Below are 21255 nucleotides of genomic sequence, written 5' to 3'. Positions count from 1 at the left end.
AACATGGCAATTCCAGTCTATCTGTGGCTGAAGGACGACGGCGGCGCGGACATCAAAGGGTCTGTGGACGTTCAGGATCGTGAAGGCAGCATCGAGGTGGTGGCCCAGGAGCACAACCTGTACATCCCGACCGACAATAATACCGGCAAGCTGACCGGTACCCGTATCCACACCCCGTTCCTGTTCACCAAGGAAATCGACTCCTCCAGCCCGTACCTGTACAAGGCGGTGACCACCGGCCAGACCCTGAAATCTGCGGAATTTAAGTGGTACAGAATCAATGACGCGGGCCAGGAAGTGGAGTACTTCAACACGAAGCTTGAGAACGTGAAGCTGGTGAAAGTGAATCCGAAGATGCACGACATCAAGGATCCGGCGTTCGAGAAGCACAACCACCTCGAGCAGATTGAACTGCGCTACGAAAAAATCACCTGGACCTACAAGGACGGCAACATCATTCATTCCGATTCCTGGAACGAACGCGCCACCGCGTAAGTCGCATGCGGACAGGGCCCTGTCCGCAGTTTTTTGCACAGCGTCTGTATGCACGGATGCTGTGCAAAGAAAAACACAATCTGCCTGCCCGACCTGATGCGCTTTGGGTTCCTGAATAACAGGGAACAGCGACGGGCGGTAGCGTGTCCGGAACTGATAAAGAGAGAGTCTCATGGAAAATCCAGCCATCCTGTTACGCCGTCTTAACCCTTACTGTGCCCGCGCGATGGAAGGGGCCGCTTCCCTGTGCCAGACCCGCGCCCATGCGGAAATCCTGCCCGAGCACTGGTTGCTGAAGCTGCTGGAGCAGGGTGAGGGCGACCTGACGGTGCTGGCGCGGCGCTACGAATGGGATATGGATACGATATGGCAGGATATGCTGGGTTTTCTGGACAGCCTGCCACGTTCGGTGCGCAGCCGTCCGCAGCTGTCGGACAGTGTCCGGGCTCTGATGCAGGAGGCCTGGCTGCACGCCTCGCTGGCGGGGGAAGAGCACATCCGCAGCATTCACCTCCTGATGGCCCTGGTGGACAAACCGGACCTGGTGCGCTGCGACGGCCTGTGGCCGCTGCTGACGCTGGCGCAGAGCCAGCTTGAGCGCCTGCGGGGGCTTCTGGATGCGCAGTCGGATGAACGCCCGGAGGTGCAGCAGGAAGCGGAGCTTACGCAGGGCGATGAGGTGGAGTTTGTCGGCCGTCCGGTGAATGCGGATATAAAAGGAGAGCTGAACCCGGCGTTACAGAATGCGCTGGACAGGTTCACCCTCGACGTCACCGCCCGCGCCCGTGAGGGCAGAATCGACCCGGTCTATGGCCGCGACAATGAAATCCGCCAGATGGTGGACATTCTTTCCCGGCGCCGCAAGAACAACCCGATTCTGGTCGGCGAACCGGGAGTCGGCAAGACCGCGCTCGTGGAAGGACTGGCGCTGCGCATCGCCGAAGGCAATGTGCCGGACGCGCTGAAGCCGGTCTCCGTGCGCACCCTTGACCTCGGCCTGTTACAGGCGGGTGCAGGCGTGAAGGGTGAGTTTGAACAGCGCCTGAAAAACATCATCGACGCGGTGCAGCAGTCACCCCTGCCAGTTCTGCTCTTCATTGACGAGGCGCACACCATTATCGGTGCGGGCAACCAGGCGGGGGGCGCCGATGCGGCCAACCTGCTGAAACCGGCGCTCGCCCGCGGTGAGCTCAGAACCATCGCCGCCACCACCTGGAGTGAGTACAAACAGTACTTTGAGCGCGACGCCGCGCTGGAGCGTCGTTTCCAGATGGTGAAGGTGGACGAACCGGACGACGACACCGCCTGCCTGATGCTGCGCGGTCTCAAGTCACGCTACGCGGAGCATCATGGCGTGCATATTACCGATGAAGCGGTTAAAGCCGCCGTCACGCTCTCCAGACGCTATCTGACCGGACGCCAGCTTCCGGACAAGGCGGTGGATTTGCTGGATACCGCCTCTGCCCGTATCCGTATGAGCCTCGACACTATTCCGGAGCCGCTGACCCGCATGAAGGCGCAGCTCACGGCCCTTGCTATGGAGAAGCAGGCGCTGCTGGAGGATATCGCGGTGGGCAATACCGCCCACGGCGAACGTCTGGCCGCCATCGGAGAGGAAGAAGTCGCCATCATTTTGCAGCTCGACGAACGGGAAACCCGGTACGGCCAGGAGCTGAAACTCACGGAAGAACTGCTTGCCTGCCGCACGGATATCTCCCGTCAGGGAGAGATTGCGGACCTTCAGAGGCAGCTTACTGCCGTGCAGCAGAATACCCCGCTGCTGGGGCTGGATGTGGACGCGCGTACCGTCGCCACCGTTATCGCCGACTGGACGGGCGTACCGCTCTCTTCCCTGATGAAGGACGAGCAGACGGAACTGCTGAGCCTTGAGCACAGTCTGGCGAAACGCGTTGTCGGTCAGGACAGTGCGCTGAATGCCATTGCGCAGCGCCTGCGCGCCAGCAAAACCGGTCTGGCGCCGGAGAACGGCCCGCAGGGCGTGTTCCTGCTGGTTGGTCCGAGCGGCACCGGCAAAACCGAAACCGCCCTGGCGCTGGCCGATGAACTGTTCGGCGGCGAGAAGTCCCTTATCACCATCAACCTCTCGGAATACCAGGAGCCACACACCGTCTCGCAGCTCAAGGGCTCACCGCCGGGCTACGTGGGTTACGGTCAGGGCGGCATTCTGACCGAAGCTGTCCGTAAGCGCCCGTACAGCGTGGTGCTGCTGGATGAAGTGGAAAAGGCGCACCGGGACGTGATGAACCTGTTCTACCAGGTGTTTGACCGGGGCTTCATGCGCGACGGCGAGGGGCGGGAAATCGACTTCCGCAACACGGTGATACTGATGACCTCGAACCTTGGCAGCGACCTTATCATGCAGATGCTGGATGAAAATCCGGTCGCCACCGAAGGCGACCTGCATGAACTGCTGCGTCCTGTCCTGCGGGACCACTTCCAGCCCGCGCTGCTGGCGCGCTTCCAGACGGTGATTTACCGTCAGCTGGCACAGGCAGCGATGCGTACGATTGTCGGCATGAAGCTCGGCCAGGTGAGTCAGCGCCTGGCCCGGCATTACGGCATGAAAACCGCTATAGCAGACAGCCTGTCTGATGCGCTGACCGATGCCTGCCTGCTGCCGGACACCGGGGCGCGCAATATCGACAGCCTGCTGAACCAGCAGATTCTGCCGGTCCTGAGCCAGCAGCTGCTGAGCCAGATGGCGGCGGGAAGGAAGCCGCATACCCTGACGCTTGGCTGGGATGAGGAAGAGGGCATAGTGCTCGAGTTTGACCGGACAGAAGGTGAGCATGCATGAGCAGTAATCTTCCCTTACGATTCAGCCACAGCCATCACCTGCTTTCGGTGAAGGGCTGCGATGCAGGGCTTGATGTGCTGGCTTTTGAGGGCGATGAAGCCCTGAGCACACCGTTCAGCTACCGTACTGAATTCACCAGCGCGGATCATGCCATCAGCAAAGAGATGATGCTGATGAAAGCGGCTTCCCTGACGCTTCAGGCCCCGGTAGACCAGGGTTACGGTATCAAAATACAGCAGCCGGTGCGGGTGATTCAGGGCGTGGTGACCGGTTTTGAACGCCTCAGCACGTCAAAAGATGAAACCCGCTACGCCCTGACGCTTGAGCCGCGTCTGGCGCTGCTCGACCGCTCGCACCAGAACGCGATTTACCAGGACATGTCCGTCCCGCAAATTGTGGAGAAAATCCTGCGCGAGCGCCACGGCATGCGCGGTCAGGATTTTCTGTTTTCGCTCATCAGAGAGTATCCACGCCGTGAGCAGGTGATGCAGTACGCTGAGGACGACCTGCACTTTATCACCCGCCTGCTGGGTGAGGTCGGTATCTGGTTCCGCTTCACCACCGACACGCGCCTCAGCATTGACGTGGTGGAGTTTTACGACAGCCAGCAGGGGTATGAGAAAGGCCTGACGCTGCCGTCGGTACCGCCGTCAGGGCAGCACTCGCAGGGTGTGGACGCGGTGTGGGATATGGAGAGCCGTCATAAGGTGGTCCAGAAGGAGGTCAGCACCCGGGACTACAACTACCGTCAGGCCACGCAGGACATGAACGCCCGGGTTGATGCGACCGGCGGGGATGTCACCACGTACGGTGATGCCTACCACTGGGCGGATAACTACCTGACGCCGGGCAGCGCGTATGACCGCAACCCGGCAGCGGAGTCCGGGGCGTTTTACGCCCGCATCCGGCATGAGCGCTACCTGAATGGCCAGACGCAGACCGTTGCCTTCACCAGCTGCCCGGCCCTTTCACCGGGTATGCGGCTGAAAGTCACCGGCGGGTACGAAGTGGCGGAGGTGTTTACCCAGGGCGTGGTGGTCACGGCGATGCACAGCCATGCCCGGCGTGATGCAGACTTTTGCGTCAGGTTTGACGGCATCCCGGACAGCGCGGATTTTTGCTTTCGCCCGGAACCCGGCAGCCGCCCGGTAATGGCCGGTACCTTACCGGCACGCGTCACCAGCACCACCGAAAATGACACCTACGGGCATATCGACAAGGACGGTCGCTACCGCGTCAATATGCTGTTTGACCGTGAGAACTGGGAGACCGGGTTCGAGAGCCTGTGGGTCCGTCAGTCCCGCCCGTATGCGGGGGACACCTACGGCCTGCACCTGCCGCTGCTGGCAGGCACCGAGGTGGCGATTGGTTTTGAGGACGGCAACCCGGACCGGCCGTACATTGCCGGTGTGCTGCACGACTCGGCGCACGGCGACCACGTCACCATCCGGAACTACAAACGCAACGTCCTGCGGACCCCGGCGAACAACAAAATCCGCCTCGACGACGAGCGCGGAAAAGAGCATATCAAGGTCAGCACGGAGTACGGCGGCAAGAGCCAGCTGAATCTCGGCCACCTGGTCGACAGCGAGAAACAGCAGCGCGGTGAGGGATTTGAGCTCAGGACGGACAGCTGGGGTGCGATACGGGCGCAGAAAGGGATATTTATCAGTGCCGACGGCCAGGCCAGGGCGCAGGGGCAGGTGCTGGAGATGCAGGCGGCGATGAGCCAGCTGGAGCAGGCGCGGTCACTGGCTGAAGCGTTACGCAGCGCGGCAGAGGCGGCGAGGGCTGAGCTGGCAGATGTGCAGACGCAGAAGGCGCTGCTGTCAGAGGCGCTGACGGATTTAAAGAAAGCGGCGTTGCTGGTCTCGGCGCCGGAAGGAATAGCGCAGGTGACAGGGAAAAGCCTGCAGCAGTCGGCGGGAGACAACATCATCAGCACCAGCGGCGGGCACACAGATTTCAGCGCACTGAAAAGATTCACCGTGGCGGCAGGGGAGCGGGTAAGTCTGTATGCGCAAAAGCTGGGCATCAAAATGTTTGCCGGCAAAGGAAAGGTGGAGTTCCAGGCGCAGGGAGATGAGATGACGCTGGATGCGCTGAAGGATATCCGCATCAGCAGCAGTGAGGGAAAACTCATCATCAGCGCGAAGCAGGAAATCATTCTGACGAGCGGCGGAGGATATATCCGGATAGCGGACGGAACGGTGGAGTGTGCGGCGCCGGACAAAATCATCGAGCGCGGGGCGGTGTGGCAGAAGTTTGGTGGACAGAGCTTTAGTCAGGCGGTCCAGAAGTGGGAAAGCAGCGCATTTGAAATGGGACCTGAAGTGCTGTGGCCCTATTCTGAGACACCCGTAGCGGGTCAGAAAATCAGCCTGACGCACAGTGATGGTACCGTGCAGGAGTTAAAGACTTCTGCGGACGGCCGTGGGGAGAAGCAAAACTTGGTGGATCCTGCATCAGTGCAGATAAACCTGAAGGATGAGGACTAACCGATGATTGAAGCCACTGAAAGCAATTGTGTTCTGCTGGGATACGACAAGTTTGGTCATCCCCTCTACAAGGCCATTGCCACGCCGAAAGACAAGGAGCAATGGCTCAAACTTTATAAGATGCCGGACAGAGTCATCCCGGTTGTATTTTTACCGGGGGTGATGGGGAGTAATTTAATGAGTCCTGACGGCAAGTCTATCTGGAAAGTAGATGGAACATGGAGCATGAAATCCTGGTTAGTGCGGGGCGCCGAGGAAAGAAAAAAATTACTGGATCCCACCAAAACCGTGGTTGATCCCAGCGGGACAATCGAGACTGAAAGCCCAGAAGAGCGGCTGTTATTTTCATCGCGCAGGGACAGGGGCTGGGGGGAAGTCGGGGCGATGAGCTATGGCACTTTCCTCCCCTGGCTCCAGGAAGCTCTGAACGATAACCAGATAATGTTAACAAATAAGACCAGCAAAAATGGTTGCCTGACCTTGCGTGAGAGGCTAATGGATAAAGCTTTGGGAGCCGAAACGGGTGAGAGCCCCCTGACCACTGAGGAAGTGGCTTTAAGCTATCAGTACCTCTTTCCGGTTCATGCAGTGGGCTATAACTGGCTACAGTCAAATATGGATTCTGCACAAGCACTAGCCGATCGTATTGAAAAGATTATTGGCGATTACAAAGCCAGCGGACGCAAATGCGAAAAGGTGATCCTGGTGACCCACTCAATGGGAGGGCTGGTTGCCCGTTACTATTCGGAATTGTTGGACGGAGAATTCGGACAGAAAAAAATCCTGGGTATTGTACACGGGGTGATGCCGGATCGGGGGGCCCCGATGGCCTATAAGCGCATGAAAGCGGGTGAAGCAGGAATAACCGGTTTAGTAATTGGTGGTAATGGCGCTGAAATGACTGCCGTGCTGGCGCAAGCGCCGGGGCCTTTACAGCTACTGCCTGGTAAGGGATACGGTATGGGTTGGTTTCATGTTGAAGGCCTTAAGCAGCCTTTACCCCAGACAAATCCCTATAGGGAAATCTATACCCAGCGATCGGTGTGGTGGGGGTTATGTGAGGAACGCTTTATTAATACTGAAAATAAAAATATAAATAAAGTCCAACTGGAGCAGGACTGGCAATCATATGTGGACATTATTGATGGTAAAGTTAGAAAATTTATTGAGGGGCTTGATGGGTTTTACCATGAACATACCTATGCCTTTTATGGCAATGACGGGAAGAATTACCCCTCTTATGCTGAACTACACTGGAAGGACGTAAGCGGAAAACATACCCCGGAAGCCTACCGCTCGCTGGTCAGCGAACAGGGAGAAATATTCTACCCGGCGGACAAATTTAACCAGACCATTCGCTATGCCACGCTGGAAACACCGGACCAGGGGTATGTTAGCCGCAAATATGAATTATTACCTCCTGTGGACGACGGTGACGGCACTGTACCGGTCAGAGCGGCAGTAATTAATTCTCCGAAATTAAAGGCCCAGCTCGGTGTGGGCGTTGACCACGAGGGGGCATACAAATCTGACAACACCATGGATGCGCGCTGGTTTACTCTTCGATCAATTATAAGAATTGCACAGCAGGTTAAAAATACGGGGCTTGCTTATCATGAATAAGATAAAACAAAAAGCAATGATCCTGGTCGCCTTCATTGTAGCGGGATATGGATTGTATCAATATTTTCGCCCTTATGACCCATCGCCACAAACACTGACGTCATCACAGCAGGTAGCCATGAACAAGATAAACGCTGAAATGAAACCTTACTGCGTCGGGCGCTATATGCTCGACCTGCCATCCTCCTTTACAGCTTATAATGACGCTGCACCGCTGAATAACAATATCTGGGCGGCGGTGATTTCACGGCCTGAGGATATATATAAAACCTACCTGGCGACAAAGAAAATGTACCACCCAGCTTTTGTGCAGTTAATCGCATTACGTGAAAAGGCGCTACAAAACAGTAAAACCATAGACGCCCGGGATATGCCGTTTTTAAAAAAAGTCTGGCCGTTACCCACTGGTATGGATGGTGTTATTTTTGAACGGAATGATAATGAGGGTACCGCAGATTTTATTCGCATACTCGAAGGCTATTTATATACTAACGGCGTAGTTATTAAATTTCAGAAGCAGACGATTAATGATTCTAGCCCTGTATATAATGAGCAACGAAGGGGGAGACCCGCCAGAAACTATGTCTCAAGTGATGTCAGCCAGATGCAGTCGCTGATGGCGAGAATTAGCGGCAGGGATAATGACGTCATTCCGAGGAAACCAGGTTCCTGTATCACCCATGCGTTTATTGCCACCGACCCGACGGCAAGGGAACGGGAAGATATCTCTGTTGGGCTTGAAAGTAAGACACTGGAACATATCAGAGTTATTCTTTCCACCGATAACTTCACCCGAGAAAAAGACACGGTGCTGGAGAGAGCAGGTGAGATAGAGAGTAACTTATACCGTGGCCATGTGGAAAGAAAAGGGGCCTTTAGTGTTAACGGGCTGCAGGCCCAGGAGTTTCTGGCAACAGGTTTACAGGCATCTCAGGACGAGCCGCGTTACGGCTTTGATATGTTCATCAATGAAATGACAGCCAGCTACAAGACTCCCAATTTTATTCTGACCCTGGAGAATGATTCCATGCCGCCAACCTCCTACAGCAAGGAGGAAATTATCGCCTTCTGGGACACGATCAGCCGTAGCGTACGCGTGCGTCCCGGCGCGTTTTAACCAGCCGGAAAGGATCACGGATAAATGACATGGAGGCTCCAAAATGGATAAAATAAAACGCAAAGTCATTATTTTTGTTGTTTTGTTCGCACTGGGATTTGGGGTATGTCAGTATTTTCGCCCTTATGACCCATCGCCACAAACACTGACGTCATCACAGCAGGTAGCCATGAACAAGATAAACGCTGAAATGAAACCTTACTGCGTCGGGCGCTATATGCTCGACCTGCCATCCTTCTTTACAGCTTATAATGACGCTGCACCGCTGAATAACAATATCTGGGCGGCGGTGATTTCACGGCCTGAGGATATATATAAAACCTACCTGGCGACAAAGAAAATGTACCACCCAGCTTTTGTGCAGTTAATCGCATTACGTGAAAAGGCGCTACAAAACAGTAAAACCATAGACGCCCGGGATATGCCGTTTTTAAAAAAAGTCTGGCCGTTACCCACTGGTATGGATGGTGTTATTTTTGAACGGAATGATAATGAGGGTACCGCAGATTTTATTCGCATACTCGAAGGCTATTTATATACTAACGGCGTAGTTATTAAATTTCAGAAGCAGACCATTAATGATTCTAGCCCTGTATATAATGAGCAACGAAGGGGGAGACCCGCCAGAAACTATGTCTCAAGTGACGTCAGCCAGATGCAGTCGCTGATGGCGAGAATTAGCGGCAGGGATAATGACGTCATTCCGACCAAACCAGGTTCCTGTATCACCCATGCGTTTATTGCCACCGACCCGATGGCAAGGGATCAGGAGGATATTAACATAGGACTCATCAGTAGTACTTTCGACAATATACGCGTTGCGGTTTCCACTGATAACTTTACGCGTGAAGAAAACACGGTGCTGGACAGAATGGGAGAAATAACAAGTAATATTTCCCGTTCACGGGGCGGCATAGAAAGAAAAGGGGCCTTTAGTGTGAACGGACTGCAGGCCCAGGAGTTTCTGGCGACGGGCTTGCAGGAAGATAACGATGAACCACGATATAATTTTGAAATGTATATTAATGAAATGACGGCCGGTTATAAGACTCCGGGTTTTATACTGACCCTTGATAATCAACGCATGCCGCCAACCTCCTACAGCAAGGAGGAAATTATTGCCTTCTGGGACACGATCAGCCGTAGCGTACGCGTGCGTCCCGGCGCATTTTGACCAGCCGGAAAGGATAACGGATAAATGACATGGAGGCTCCACAATGGATAAAATAAAACGGAAAGTCATTATTTTTGTTGTTTTGTTCGCACTGGGATTTGGGGTATATCAGTATTTTCGCCCTTATGACCCATCGCCACAAACACTGACGTCATCACAGCAGGTAGCCATGAACAAGATAAACGCTGAAATGAAGCCTTACTGCGCCGGACGCTATATGCTCGACCTGCCATCCTCCTTTACAGCTTATAATGACGCTGCACCGCTGGATAACAATTTCTGGGCGGCGGTGATTTCAAGGCCTGAGGATATATATAAAACCTACCTGGCGACAAAGAAGATGTACCATCCAGGTTTTGTGCAGTTGCTAGCTAGACGGGAAAAAGAATTGCGCGAAAGTAAAACCATAGACGCCCGGGATATGCCCTTTTTGAAAAAAATCTGGTCGTTACCCACTGGTATGGATGGTGTGATTTTTGAAAGAAATGAAAACGAAAGTGTTGCGGACGCAATGCGGATACTGGAAGGCTATTTATATACTAACGGCGTAGTTATTAAATTTCAGAAGCAGACCATTAATGATTCTAGCCCTGTATATAATGAGCAACGAAGGGGGCGACCCGCCAGAAACTATGTCTCAAGTGATGTCAGCCAGATGCAGTCGCTGATGGCGAGAATTAGCGGCAGGGATAATGACGTCATTCCGAGGAAACCAGGTTCCTGTATCACCCATGCGTTTATTGCCACCGACCCGACGGCAAGGGAACGGGAAGATATCTCTGTTGGGCTTGAAAGTAAGACACTGGAACATATCAGAGTTATTCTTTCCACCGATAACTTCACCCGAGAAAAAGACACGGTGCTGGAGAGAGCAGGTGAGATAGAGAGTAACTTATACCGTGGCCATGTGGAAAGAAAAGGGGCCTTTAGTGTTAACGGGCTGCAGGCCCAGGAGTTTCTGGCAACAGGTTTACAGGCATCTCAGGACGAGCCGCGTTACGGCTTTGATATGTTCATCAATGAAATGACAGCCAGCTACAAGACTCCCAATTTTATTCTGACCCTGGAGAATGATTCCATGCCGCCAACCTCCTACAGCAAGGAGGAAATTATCGCCTTCTGGGACACGATCAGCCGTAGCGTACGCGTGCGTCCCGGCGCGTTTTGAGTTTATATTTTTACACGGCGGAAATTGAAAACATATCGATAATAAAATGAAAGGATATTTTTGTAACAAGTCATCATAGTGTTGCAAATTGATTTTATAGAGAGGAGTGATATGTCTGGAATTGTTTGCCTGGGTGATGATACCACTCATGGTGGAAAGGTTATTGCCGCGTCGTCGACAATGTTTATCAATGGTATTCAGGTTGCCCTCGTCGGTGATTTAGTTTCTTGCCCAATACACGGAGTCAATCAGATTAAAGAAGGAGATTCAAGAGCATCAGAAAATGGGTTAAATGTTGTTGTTAATAACTGTGCTTGTGCCTGTGGATGCAAAGTCATTAGTTCTCACATCGAAAATACTATTGAGTCTTAACATTATGTGGCCTATCCCCAAAGTACCCGAAAAAAGTACAATTGCCAACTTGTCATACAAGCGATGGGGGATTGTTCTTATTTCTATGTTAATAGTTTGTGCTCTTTTAGGTTTTTCTTTATGGGGGGTTGATGAATATAAGAAAATAGAGTTTTTCCTTCTGCTTCCGGCATTTTTCATATGGTTATGTCTTTTTGGCGCAGCGCTGAATCGTTATGAACAGTCAAGCATTGCTCTTTCTGCCTGGAAAGAGGAAACTGAACGAACAAAGGCATTATGGCAGCACTGGAGTCGACAACAGTTGTCAGTGGTTGGAAATGTTATCCTTACTCCTGAGGACAAAGGGGCTGAGAGTTTGCTTGGGCCTTTGTCTGATATTCCAGCATATCCGGATAAAGTTAGACCGCTGTCGCATTCCTGGGGTTCCATCCGTGTTTTATCTGATATGATCGACAAACAGTTGGAGCAACAGTATCCGGGTTATCGGAAATATTTGCATACTGTTTATGTATTACAACCCTCCAGTTGGGACAAAAATAACGTAAGCCAGATTATTCTTTCACAATGGGATTTACTTCCCGAAGTGAATTATTCCGTTGAGTGTATTGAAAAATTTCACGACAATGTTAATTTTGATGGTTTGATATTAGTTCTTAGCTTCCAATGCTGGTTGACAGGTATACCGAAACAATCCAGCGAAATGGTCTCTGCTCAGCTTATATCATCATCAACTTTTTCCAAACGACATGCTATACCGGTACTTGCCGGATTAGGCCGTGTTATGCATCTGGATAATGATAACCTTGAAAAAGCTTTAGAAATGCTTTTTGAATACAATCGAATAGATAAGAGTGAGGTACGTCATGTTTGGCTTTCTGGTATAACTGCTGATATTACTTCAAAATTGATGCAGTATGCCGAACGATTTCAGTGGAAACTTCCAGAGAAACATCCTTTTTATTTAATTGATTTTTCTTTTGGTCCTCCCGGTGAAATGACATTCCCTGTTTCACTCGCATTGTTGGTTGACGCAGCTCAAAATACTGAAGCTAACCAATTATTAATTATCCAGGCATCACCTCAGTCCAGGCTGCTTTGTTTGATTACTCGGAAACATTACTTATGACCCAGAAAAAGGAATTGCAGTCGGCACGTTATGGATTTTGGGGGTATTTTATTTTAATTATTGGCCTTGCTGGTATAACTGCGTTTTTGCTGTTTATTAATCAGGATGCCTTGCTTAAGTATGGTCTGGCATATCGCCAAATTATGTCTGTATGGGGTGGTGTATTTTGTTTTTTATTTTTAGGCACTGTTTGCTCTCCTTTTTATTGGCGGAGGAAGCAAAGAAAAAAACAACGCAATTATTTACCACCGGATTCCTCGGGGGCTGAAACTAAAACAAATCCTGATGTGATGACAACAATCACAGTTTATACAGATTTAAAACAGCACCTTAATCTTCGTTATAGAGTCTTTTGGCGTCGCAAAGTCCGGTTATTATTAATCACCGGCGATGAAGCCGCGATTGAACAACTGGTACCCGGCCTACAACAGCAGCAGTGGCTTGAAGGCAACCGCACCGTGCTGATTTACGGCGGCAACCTGGCATCGGAGCCTGACCGCGAAAAATACACCGCGCTGCGTAAACTACGCCGCGGGCGCCCGCTGGACGGGATTATCCGTGTACTGCCTGAGTCGCCTAAGCTGACCCCACATATCAGCGACAGCGATTTACGCGGCCTGGAAAAAATCAGCGAACTGCTGCGTTATTCCGCTCCGGTCTGGCTGTGGCAACTGTGCAGCAGTCACTGGTCGCAGGGTACGCGTCCTGAGCAGGCGGTAGGCGCAAGCTTTCCACCACGCGCAAAAGAAGATGATGTAATCCGCCAGCTGGAACTGATGCTGCCGGCCCTACGGGCGCAGGGGATGAGTCAGGTCGCGGAAAACAGCAGCCACGACTTCCTGCTGCGCCTGAGCCAGCACCTGAACGACGGTGCTATTGCCCGCTGGGCTCAGCAGTTGCAGCCATGGTTCTTTGTTTCTCAGCAGCGCGTCCCGCTGCGTGGTCTGATGTTCAGCCTGTCGGAGAAGAAACCTGCCGGAATGTCAGCGGGGACAGCCGATGCTGAGAATTATGGATCACAGCGTCATGCCCTGACTCTGCCAGCAACCTGGCAGGGTATTGTTGACGACTGCACCCGCGTACGTGGCCGTCGTGTCGGTATGCCGTGGGAACGAGCGCTGGCCTGGGCACTGATGGCCATCATCAGTGTCTGGGGGGGAGGGATGCTGCTGTCGTTTGCGGTCAACCGGTCACAAATAGTTTCTGTTGCACAGCAGGCTCATGCTCTGGTGGAGCACCCTTCTGTATCGGATTACCAACTGACGGCCCTGCATGCTTTGCGTAATGATGCCGGTCGCCTGCTGCACCATATTCAGGACGGCGCGCCATGGTATCAGCGCTTTGGTCTTAACCATGATCAGCAGTTGCTTGACGCATTGCTGCCCTGGTACGGGGTGGCGAACAACCGTCTGATACGTGATCCGGCAAATGAAGCGCTTAAGCAGAAGCTCATTGCGCTGGTCAATTCGGCACCCAACAGCGACCAGCGGACACAGATGGCGAAACCGGGTTATGACCAGTTGAAAGCCTGGCTGATGATGTCCCGTCCGGATAAAGCTGATGGTGCATTCTACGCGCAAACCATGAAAACCGTGCAGCCGACGCGTTTAGGTATCTCAGCTGGCCTGTGGCAAAGCCTGTCACCGGATTTGTGGGCCTTCTACATCACCGAACTGCCAGCGCAGCCACAGTGGAAAATCACGCCGGATGCGCAACTGGTCAGCCAGAGCCGCCAGGTGTTGTTGCAGCAGATAGGACGGCGCAACGCGGAAAGTACGCTGTACGAGAACATGCTCAAATCCGTACGTCGTAACTTTGCCGATGTGTCTCTGGAGGACATGACTGGCGGTACCGATGCCCGTCGCCTGTTTACCACCGATGAGGTGGTGCCGGGCATGTTCACCCGTCAGGCCTGGGAGGGAGGGATTCAGCAGGCCATTGAGAAAGCGGCAAACTCCCGCCGCGATGAAATCGACTGGGTACTGAGCGACAGCCGGAAAACCGTTTCCTCAGACCTGTCGCCGGAAGCACTGAAAGCACGTCTGACGGAACGCTACTTCACCGACTTTGCCGGTAGCTGGCTGAGCTTCCTCAACAGCCTGCAACTTAATCCGGCAAACAATATTGCAGACGTCACTGACCAGCTGACGCTGATGAGTGATGTTCGCCAGTCACCGCTGATTGCCCTGATGAACACCCTCGCCTGGCAGGGGCAGGCCGGCCAGAAGAGTGAAGGCCTGTCGGACTCCATCATCAAATCGGCTAAAGACCTGGTAGGCGGGAAGGACAAACCGGTAATTGACCAGTCAGCCTCAGGCCCACAGGGCCCACTGGATGAAACCTTTGGACCGTTGCTAACACTTATGGGTAAAAACAACGGCAGCAACGTTATGTCGGCTGACAATTCACTGAGCCTGCAAACGTATCTTACCCGTATCACCCGTGTGCGTCTGCGTCTGCAACAGGTCGCCAGCGCCTCTGACCCTCAGGAAATGATGCAGAGCCTGGCGCAGACCGTATTCCAGGGCAAAAGCGTGGACCTGACCGACACCCAGCAGTACGGCAGCCTGATTGCTGCAAGCCTGGGCGAAGAGTGGAGTGGTTTTGGCAGCACCATGTTTGTGCAGCCGCTGACCCAGGCCTGGGAAACTGTGCTTCAGCCATCGGCAGCGAGCCTGAATGACAAATGGAGTCGTTCCGTGGTGGCGAACTGGCATACGGCATTTGACGGACGTTTCCCATTTGCTGTCAGCAAGAGTGATTCCTCTCTGCCAATGCTGGCTGAGTTTGTGCGTAAGGACAGCGGACGCATTGAGCGCTTCCTGACCACGGAACTCGGCGGTGTGCTGCATAAGGAGGGCAGCCAGTGGGTACCGGATAAGGTCAACAGCCAGGGACTGAACTTTAACCCAGCCTTCCTGCGGGCGATTAATCAGCTCAGCCAGCTATCGGATATCTTGTTTACCGACGGCAGTCATGGCATCAGCTTTGAACTACAGGCGCGTCCGGTACCGCAGGTGGTAGAAACGCAACTAACTATTGATGGACAAAAGCTACACTACTTCAACCAGATGGCAGACTGGCAGAGCTTCCGCTGGCCTGGTGACACCTACAAGCCCGGAACCATGCTGACATGGACCACCGTCAATGCGGGTGCACGTCTGTTTGGTGATTACAGCGGAACCTGGGGCTTTATTCGCTGGCTGGATGAGAGTAAACGAGAGCAGCTTGACCGCAGTCAGTGGATGATGAGTTTTACCGCGCCGGATGGTCGTACCCTACAGTGGGTACTGCGTTCACAACTGGGCAGTGGGCCGCTGGCGTTACTGGCACTGCGGGGCTTCACGCTGCCAGATCAAATATTTAGCGTAGATAGCGCGGCTATGGCGCAGGCGCTGATGACCAATACAGAAAACAGTGACATGGACGGAGTCGAATAATGGACGCTTTGCAGAATCTGGTTGTTGCCTGCCAGGCAGATGAAACCCTACTGCGACAGCAGGCGCAGTCACGTACCGAAAGCTGGCAGCGCTGGCTTACCCCGATCAGTGAGAACAGTCCTACAGGAGAAGACCCGGGTTATGACGATGATTTCCAGCGTATCCGGGAGGAGGTCAATAAACTTTCCAGTATTGATACCGGGCTGATTTGCCAGCTGGCTGAAAAGGTGCTGATCACTGTGGCCAAAGATGTCCGGATTGCTACTTACTATTGTTGGGCGCGCTTGCACCAGGACGGTGAAAACGGGTTTGCTGAAGGGCTTGAGTTACTGGCGGGATTACTAACCCAATATGGAACACAGCTCCATCCTCAGCGTGAGCGAAGCCGTAAACCGGCGCTGGAGTGGCTCGCAGGCTCTCGTCTACTTGACAGCCTGTTACTCTGGCCAGAAGTGGTACGCGACGATGCCCAGCGTACGACCGGAGCGTTGCTTCTCATCCGAGACAGTCTTGAAACTGAGCCTGAAGCGTCACGTCCAGATCTGAATGCCCTGTACAGCGCGCTGGGTTCCCGCCTGATGAAAGCCGGTGGCGTGGATGCGGTAATACCCCAGAACGCCAGCAGTAAAACACGCGCGCAGTGGGCATCTCACGCGGCAGAACAGGACGCGCCAGTGCTGAGCCACATCACGTCAGGTCAGGATTTGCTGGCTCAGGCCCGTACCCTGACGGGATATCTGCGTGAGCAACCCGATGGCTGGCTTGCCGCACACCGACTGATGAAAAGTCTGCGTCACGACACGCTGAGAGCGATCCCGGCACCGGATGCCGAAGGGAAAACGCGCATCGAACCGCCGCGGGCTGACCAGCGGGCAATGCTCAAACGGCTGTATTTGCAACAGAGCTGGCTGGAGATACTGGAACAAGCGGACAGCACTTTCTCGCGTGGCGCCAATCATCTCTGGCTGGATTTGCAGTGGTACATCCATCAGGCCCTGATTAAATCAGGCCAGGATGTGCTGGCCGATATCATTATCGCTGACCTGAAAGGGCTGCTGCGGCGCCTTCCCGGACTTGAAACGCTGGCCTTCAATGACGGCACACCCTTTGCTGATGAGGTCACGCTGAACTGGATAAACCAGAGCGTGCAGGACGAGATGTCCAACTGGCGGGATGAGCCTGTCAATGCCTTGAGTGAAACTGGCAACGATATTCTGGCCCTTGAACCGGAAGCTTTGGAGAAAGCTGACACGGATGGTCTGGATGCCACACTCCACTGGCTGCAAACGCGCCCGGGCACCGACACCACAAAAGACAAATGGTTGGTGCGTCTGCTGATGGCACGTGTGGCGGAGCAGAAGGGTAAGAATGAGCTGGCTCTGCATCTGCTGGGTGAGCTTGACGGTGCAGCACAGGCCATCACCCTCACGCAATGGACGCCAGCATTGTTGTTTGAAGTGAAATCGCGCCGCCTCAGGCTGCTGCGCATGAAAGCCGCCCGCAGCGAAACCGATAAGTCACGGCTTCAGCCAGAGATGGACCAGCTTCTGGCGGGCCTGATTGCGCTTGACCCGGCAGGCTGTGCGGTGCTTTGCGGGTAAAGCGACTGACATACCTTTAAAACACATTTATTCAGGTTCTTATGGATGATTTAACCCTGCGTTACTACGACGCTGAAATGCGCTATCTGCTGGAAGCCGGCGAAGAATTTGCCCGTGCTCACCCCGAGCAGGCGGCTATGCTCAATCTCGATAAAGCGGGCGCGCGCGACCCGTACGTGGAACGCCTGTTCGAGGGCTTTGCCTTCCTGATGGGCCGCCTGCGCGAGAAGCTTGACGACGACCTGCCGGAACTGACCGAAGGGCTGGTCAGCCTGTTGTGGCCGCATTACCTGCGCACCATTCCCTCGATGTCGGTGGTGGAGTTCACTCCTGTCTGGCGTGAGATGAAAGAACCGATGGGTATCGCCAGAGGTTTCGAGGTCAATTCGCGGCCGATCGGTGAAAAAGGCACGCGTTGTCGCTACACCACAACTAAAGAGATAACCCTTCAGCCACTGGCGTTGGAGCATGCCCGCCTGTCGACTGATCCTGACGGGCGCTCTGTCATCAGCCTGCGCTTCAGTTGTAGCCATCTTGCTGACTGGAGCCGTGTCGATCTCAGCCAGATCCCGTTCTATTTCAATGCTGACGCACCGCTGGCCTGCGCTATGCATGAAGCTTTTACCATGAATACGGCGCGTCTGTGGCTGCGCATGCAAGGTGACACGGACAGAAGGCCGATGGACGGGTATTTCACCGCACTGGGGTTTGGTGATGATGACAGGCTGTGGCCGAAGGGGGACAGCAGTTTCAGCGGTTACCAGTTGCTGCTGGAGTACTTCACCTTCCGCGAGAAATTTATGTTCATGGGGCTGCGCGGGCTGGAGGCCGTGATCTTTCCTTCTGAGCTTCCTTGGTTTGAAATCGACGTGGTGCTGGCGGAACGCTGGGAGCATGACTTCAGCTTTACCGAAAAGCACCTGCGCCTGAATTGCGTGCCGGTCATTAACCTGTTTCCGCTGGAATCCGATCCGCTGACGCTCAATTCTCTGCAAACCGAATACATGCTGCGCCCGATGCGCGTGCAGGATGGCCATACCGAGATATATACCGTGGATTCGGTGATGTCGTCGAGTCAGCATACCTACGTGCCGTTTTCGAGCTTCCGTCATAAGGGAGGAATGATGCGTCATGAAGCACCGGAATATTACTACCACACCCGCGTGCGCCGCGGTCCGTCCGGCCTGCATAACACCTGGCTCATTCTTGGCGGCGAAGCATTTGATAATCATACCGTCCCGGAAGACGAAAGCCTGTCGCTGACGCTCACCGGCACAAACGGTCAACTGCCACGACGTGCGCTGCAAAGCACCGTGCTTGATACGGTGATGAAAACCACTTCGGTCAGCATTGCCGTGCGCAACCTGTGCGCGCCGACGCTACCTTGTTACCCACCGGCGCAGGACCGTTTCCACTGGCGCGTGCTGAGTCACCTTGGCAGCGGATTTCTGTCGATGATGGATAATGCCGACGTGCTGCGCGGTACCCTGGCGCTGTATGAATGGACCGACAGCGAGATGAACCGTCGCCGCCTGGAAGCCATCATTGACGTGAAGCACAGTGAAACCGAACGCTTTGAGCAGGGCTATCTGGTGCGCGGCGTGCAGATTGAGGTGACCCTGGACAGCCATGGCTTTGCCGGGCGCGGTGACATCTGCCTGTTTGGCGAGATGCTGAGTCGTTTCTTTGCGCTCTACACCGACATTTATCTGTTTAACCGACTGATTATCATCCTGCAACCTACCGGAGAGCGCCTGGAATGGGAAGAGAAGCACAATCGCCGTATTCCCGGCTGAGCCCACGGCTGGAAGCCGACTTGCATCGTATGAACTTTTACCGTTTATGCCAGTTACTGGAGAAGCGTAACCCGGGCAGGCCGCTGATGGGCTCGACCAGTCACCCGGGGGATGATCCGGTACGCTTTGCCCCACATCCGGGGATGGGATTTCCGGCCAGTGAGATGAAAGCCGTGGAATATGATGAGGAGGATGACAGCCGGCCACCACTCATCCGCACGACCTTTATGGGAATGTACGGTGTCGACTCACCCTTGCCGACGGCGTATCTCGATGACATCGCTCAGCGTCGGGAAGGGCATGATGCACTACAGGGTTTTCTGGATATCTTCAGCCATCGCATTCTGACGCAGTTTTACCGTATCTGGCGTAAATACTCTTATCCGGCCACCTTTGAACCCGGTGGTACGGACAGCATCTCGCAGTCACTGCTGGGCCTGGTGGGGTTGGGTATTCCCGGCACAGCAGACCACATTGCCACACCGGTATCCCGTTTTCTGGCTTTGCTGGGTGTCCTACAGCAACCGGGCAAAACGCAGGAGGGGATGCAGGCGCTGGTGACTTTGCTGGCCCCGGAAACCACCGTGAAGGTTAGCCCGTACTGCCTGCGGCCGGTGGAAATTGGTCAGCCAATGGGCTTTTACGGTGATGACGATTTTCTGTTGGACGGCAACACGCCACTGGGTGACGAAGCGATGGATGCGGGTAGCCAACTGCTGGTTGCGCTTAGGACGGATAATGAACAGGAGGCACAGGGCTGGAAGCCGGACGGTCTGCTGTATCAGGACTTTATGGTGATGCTTCGTGTCTGGCTCGGTTGGCGTTTTAAGGCAAAACTCACCCTGACCACCCGGACCCGACTTCTTGCCGTTCCGCCGCTTGGTGAAGGCCCTTTCTGGCTCGGGATGAACGGCGTGCTGGGGGCTGATGAGGGGGAGTTTACAGACGATATCCCACCGACCTTTACGACGGAACTGGGCTATTACACCGGCCTGAAGCCGGCAATATCACAACAAGGAAACCGACGTGTTACGTACAAGTTCAATTAAACACGCGAGCTTGCTGCCTGCTCTGCTGGCATTCAGCCTGACGGGGTGCGGGGTGACGCAGGGCATCACTGATGGCACCAAATCGGCATTTAACTCCGTGTTCTACAAAAAAATTAAGATGCTGCACCTGGATTTCACGGCGCGTGAAGCGTTAAACACCGATTCCCGCGAAAATAACTCACTCTCCGAGCCGGTGGTAGTCCGCGTCTATCAACTGAAAGACCGCAAAATCTTCGATAAAACGGTTTACCAGCAACTCCTGAAAGATGGCGAAACCATCCTGAAAGCCGACCTGCTGACGACCCGAGATGTGGTCGTAAAACCGGGTGGTGATACAAATCTTGATATGCCAATGGAAGAAGAAACGCAGTTTGTCGCGGTAGTCGGCCTGTTTCGTCACCCGGACCTGGACAACAATACCTGGAAGCAGGTTCTAAAACGTGAAGATCTCGATCCGGATAAGCCGCGCATTCTGGAGGCCGGGAATAACCACCTGACGTTACAGCCATTGAAGGATGACTGATGCCAAAGGGACATAATACGCCATCGCTGTATGAAATGCTGAGCGGCAATTTCTCAGGTGGCCTGAACCTCAACCAGGTCAGCGAACAGAATCAGGTGATTTTATCAGTACTCGATAACATGCAGCGCATCCTCAACTGCCGCGCTGGTACGCTGGCTCACCTGCCAGACTACGGCATGCCGGATATGACAAAAATCCTCCAGGGGATGCCCGGAACCGCCCATCAGCTGATCACCACACTGTCGGCCGTGTTGCTGAAATATGAGCCGCGCCTGAATCGAATTAACGTGGTGATGCAGGAACAGATTCAGGCCGGTGAGCTTCGCTACGCCATTGACGCGGAGCTGAAGGGGGTGGGGCTGGTGCGCTACGGCACGGAATTTATGCCCGAGGGCAGGGTATTAATCCGTCATCTGAAACAACAGCAATACCTCGATGCACGAGCCGCCATCTAG

General features: G+C 54.0%; 15 protein-coding genes. All 15 read left to right on the top strand.

All coding sequences use genetic code 11. The features are described 5' to 3' along the window. Positions 1 to 3 precede the first annotated feature (3 nt). The 15 genes from hcp (at position 4) to tssE (ending at position 21255) form a co-directional block, all read left to right on the top strand. Positions 4 to 495, top strand: coding sequence for a type VI secretion system effector Hcp (hcp, locus tag ACQG0S_RS11685; RefSeq protein WP_009653685.1), 492 nt, complete (start codon positions 4 to 6; stop codon positions 493 to 495). A gap of 172 nt (positions 496 to 667) precedes the next feature. After that, the gene (gene tssH, locus ACQG0S_RS11680; RefSeq protein WP_048966780.1) at positions 668 to 3313 is read left to right on the top strand and encodes a type VI secretion system ATPase TssH; all 2646 of its coding nucleotides are present in this window, start codon (positions 668 to 670) and stop codon (positions 3311 to 3313) included. Continuing rightward, positions 3310 to 5811 (top strand): type VI secretion system Vgr family protein, encoded by a 2502-nt coding sequence (locus ACQG0S_RS11675; protein ID WP_048966781.1) that lies wholly within the window; start codon positions 3310 to 3312, stop codon positions 5809 to 5811. Before tssH ends, ACQG0S_RS11675 begins: the two co-directional genes overlap by 4 nt. A gap of 3 nt (positions 5812 to 5814) precedes the next feature. After that, on the top strand, positions 5815 to 7434 hold the full coding sequence (locus ACQG0S_RS11670; protein ID WP_048966782.1) for a lipase family alpha/beta hydrolase: 1620 nt from the start codon (positions 5815 to 5817) through the stop codon (positions 7432 to 7434). Next, entirely contained in the window at positions 7427 to 8551 is a 1125-nt protein-coding gene (locus ACQG0S_RS11665) for a T6SS immunity protein Tli4 family protein (protein WP_148741986.1), read from the top strand. The genes ACQG0S_RS11670 and ACQG0S_RS11665 overlap by 8 nt, the downstream gene beginning before the upstream one ends. Before the next feature lie 43 nt (positions 8552 to 8594). Beyond that, a complete protein-coding gene (locus tag ACQG0S_RS11660) occupies positions 8595 to 9725 on the top strand; it encodes a T6SS immunity protein Tli4 family protein (protein ID WP_426750369.1) in 1131 nt (376 codons plus the stop codon). Between the two features lie 43 nt (positions 9726 to 9768). Beyond that, entirely contained in the window at positions 9769 to 10893 is a 1125-nt protein-coding gene (locus ACQG0S_RS11655) for a T6SS immunity protein Tli4 family protein (RefSeq protein ID WP_074142880.1), read from the top strand. Positions 10894 to 11004: 111 nt separating this feature from the next. Continuing rightward, a complete protein-coding gene (locus ACQG0S_RS11650; protein ID WP_072049838.1) occupies positions 11005 to 11265 on the top strand; it encodes a PAAR domain-containing protein in 261 nt (86 codons plus the stop codon). Continuing rightward, complete coding sequence (locus tag ACQG0S_RS11645) at positions 11255 to 12391, top strand: hypothetical protein (RefSeq protein WP_225303391.1); 1137 nt, start codon at positions 11255 to 11257, stop codon at positions 12389 to 12391. Before ACQG0S_RS11650 ends, ACQG0S_RS11645 begins: the two co-directional genes overlap by 11 nt. Beyond that, on the top strand, positions 12388 to 15831 hold the full coding sequence (locus ACQG0S_RS11640; RefSeq protein ID WP_080461262.1) for an ImcF-related family protein: 3444 nt from the start codon (positions 12388 to 12390) through the stop codon (positions 15829 to 15831). The genes ACQG0S_RS11645 and ACQG0S_RS11640 overlap by 4 nt, the downstream gene beginning before the upstream one ends. Next, on the top strand, positions 15831 to 17432 hold the full coding sequence (tssA, locus tag ACQG0S_RS11635) for a type VI secretion system protein TssA (RefSeq protein ID WP_048966795.1): 1602 nt from the start codon (positions 15831 to 15833) through the stop codon (positions 17430 to 17432). Before ACQG0S_RS11640 ends, tssA begins: the two co-directional genes overlap by 1 nt. A gap of 41 nt (positions 17433 to 17473) precedes the next feature. Then, positions 17474 to 19228, top strand: a complete 1755-nt coding sequence (tssF, locus tag ACQG0S_RS11630; RefSeq protein WP_048966796.1) for a type VI secretion system baseplate subunit TssF — start codon at positions 17474 to 17476, stop codon at positions 19226 to 19228. Beyond that, positions 19192 to 20277, top strand: a complete 1086-nt coding sequence (tssG, locus tag ACQG0S_RS11625; RefSeq protein ID WP_048966797.1) for a type VI secretion system baseplate subunit TssG — start codon at positions 19192 to 19194, stop codon at positions 20275 to 20277. Before tssF ends, tssG begins: the two co-directional genes overlap by 37 nt. Then, the gene (gene tssJ, locus ACQG0S_RS11620; protein ID WP_023300219.1) at positions 20255 to 20800 is read left to right on the top strand and encodes a type VI secretion system lipoprotein TssJ; all 546 of its coding nucleotides are present in this window, start codon (positions 20255 to 20257) and stop codon (positions 20798 to 20800) included. The genes tssG and tssJ overlap by 23 nt, the downstream gene beginning before the upstream one ends. After that, positions 20800 to 21255, top strand: a complete 456-nt coding sequence (gene tssE / locus ACQG0S_RS11615; protein ID WP_023300218.1) for a type VI secretion system baseplate subunit TssE — start codon at positions 20800 to 20802, stop codon at positions 21253 to 21255. Before tssJ ends, tssE begins: the two co-directional genes overlap by 1 nt.

Source organism: Enterobacter cloacae complex sp. 418I7, from assembly GCF_050030705.1.
Taxonomy (GTDB): Bacteria; Pseudomonadota; Gammaproteobacteria; order Enterobacterales; family Enterobacteriaceae; genus Enterobacter; species Enterobacter intestinihominis.
Note: the sequence above shows the minus strand (reverse complement) of the source record. Positions and strands in the feature narration are given on the sequence as shown.

Bases quoted from the DNA above. Each gene is read 5' to 3' on its own strand.
- ACQG0S_RS11650 (WP_072049838.1), top strand. From the start codon at position 11,005: ATGTCTGGAATTGTTTGCCTGGGTGATGATACCACTCATGGTGGAAAG.
- tssF (WP_048966796.1), top strand. From the start codon at position 17,474: ATGGATGATTTAACCCTGCGTTACTACGACGCTGAAATGCGCTATCTG.
- ACQG0S_RS11675 (WP_048966781.1), top strand. From the start codon at position 3,310: ATGAGCAGTAATCTTCCCTTACGATTCAGCCACAGCCATCACCTGCTT.
- ACQG0S_RS11670 (WP_048966782.1), top strand. From the start codon at position 5,815: ATGATTGAAGCCACTGAAAGCAATTGTGTTCTGCTGGGATACGACAAG.
- ACQG0S_RS11660 (WP_426750369.1), top strand. From the start codon at position 8,595: ATGGATAAAATAAAACGCAAAGTCATTATTTTTGTTGTTTTGTTCGCA.
- tssG (WP_048966797.1), top strand. From the start codon at position 19,192: ATGGGAAGAGAAGCACAATCGCCGTATTCCCGGCTGAGCCCACGGCTG.
- ACQG0S_RS11665 (WP_148741986.1), top strand. From the start codon at position 7,427: ATGAATAAGATAAAACAAAAAGCAATGATCCTGGTCGCCTTCATTGTA.
- tssE (WP_023300218.1), top strand. From the start codon at position 20,800: ATGCCAAAGGGACATAATACGCCATCGCTGTATGAAATGCTGAGCGGC.
- ACQG0S_RS11640 (WP_080461262.1), top strand. From the start codon at position 12,388: ATGACCCAGAAAAAGGAATTGCAGTCGGCACGTTATGGATTTTGGGGG.
- tssA (WP_048966795.1), top strand. From the start codon at position 15,831: ATGGACGCTTTGCAGAATCTGGTTGTTGCCTGCCAGGCAGATGAAACC.
- tssH (WP_048966780.1), top strand. From the start codon at position 668: ATGGAAAATCCAGCCATCCTGTTACGCCGTCTTAACCCTTACTGTGCC.
- ACQG0S_RS11655 (WP_074142880.1), top strand. From the start codon at position 9,769: ATGGATAAAATAAAACGGAAAGTCATTATTTTTGTTGTTTTGTTCGCA.
- hcp (WP_009653685.1), top strand. From the start codon at position 4: ATGGCAATTCCAGTCTATCTGTGGCTGAAGGACGACGGCGGCGCGGAC.